The 1,332-nt window shown below is 61.0% G+C and carries 1 protein-coding gene; it reads left to right on the top strand.

What is annotated here, in order from left to right:
- Positions 1–151: 151 nt before the first annotated feature.
- Positions 152–1,332 (top strand): group II intron reverse transcriptase/maturase (gene ltrA, locus NKI24_RS35730; protein ID WP_352750883.1); only part of this gene is annotated, 1,181 nt, incomplete at its 3' end.

Here is a 1,332-nt window from a genome sequence, read left to right as displayed (position 1 = left end):
TCGCGAGCGCCTGTTCGATCCGGCGTGGTCTGAGACCCTGGCATGTGCGGAAGCTCCTTGTGCGGGAACCGGGAGATCTCTGGATTGGCCATACGCCCCAGGAGTACGGGGGGATGGTCCGCAACGGGAAGGCGAGGAGCCGTAGCCGTTGATGCACGATCCAGAGAAGTCTGACTCCGGCATAGTAGCTGCGAAGCCGACGAACAAAGCCGGACAACCGGCGGCGGAGCTGGTGGAGCCAAGGCCGGGGACCAAGGGGAACGCGGAACAGCAACACATGCACCGGACACAGAGCCGGGCTCGCATGTCCCAGTCGCTGGATCGCGTACGGCAAGCCGCAAGGCTGAGGAAGAAGGAGAAGTTCACCGCGCTCTTCCACCACATCAATGTCGATACACTGCGGACGGCGTTCTACGTGCTCAAGCGCAAGGCCGCTCCCGGGGTGGATGGCATGACGTGGCAGGATTACGAGACAGACCTTGAGCCTCGGCTCAGGGACCTGCACGAACGGGTTCATCGGGGAGCGTACCGCCCGCAACCGTCTCGCCGGACGTTTATACCGAAGGCAGATGGAAAGCAGCGGCCGCTGGCGATTGCCGCTCTGGAAGACAAAATCGTCCAAGGGGCAACCGTCATGGTGCTCAATGCCATCTATGAAGGCGACTTCTGCGGCTTCTCATACGGGTTTCGGCCCGGTAGAGGGTCGCACGATGCATTGGATGCACTGTGCGTAGCGATCAACACGCGGAGGGTGAACTGGATTGTAGACGCCGATATCCAGAACTTTTTCGGGAGCGTCAGCCAGGATTGGCTCGTTCGCTTCCTGGAACACAGGATCGGCGACAAGCGCATCATCCGCCTGATCCGGAAATGGCTGAAGGCGGGCATTCTCGAAGATGGGATCGTGACGGTAGATGACAGGGGCACGGGTCAAGGCTCGGTGATTTCGCCGCTTCTGGCCAATATTTACCTGCACTATGTCTTCGACCTGTGGGTCAACCGCTGGCGACGGCGCGAGGCCACCGGCGACATGATCATCGTGCGCTATGCCGATGATGTAATCGTCGGCTTCGAGCGCGAGGGCGACGCCCGTCGTTTCCTCGATGCGATGCGCGCGAGGCTTGAGGAGTTCATGCTGTCGCTCCATCCGGAAAAGACCCGCCTGATTGAGTTCGGCCGCTTCGCGGCGGTCGACCGCAAGCAACGCGGGCTCGGCAAATCGGAGACCTTCGCATTCCTGGGCTTTACCTTCATCTGCGGTAAATCGCGAAAGGGGCGCTTCCTGCTTAAGCGGAAGACCCGAGGCGACCGCATGCGGGTGAAGCTCAAGGA

Source organism: Mesorhizobium sp. M0701 (genome assembly GCF_040320365.1).
GTDB lineage: Bacteria > Pseudomonadota > Alphaproteobacteria > Rhizobiales > Rhizobiaceae > Mesorhizobium.
Note: the sequence above shows the minus strand (reverse complement) of the source record. Positions and strands in the feature narration are given on the sequence as shown.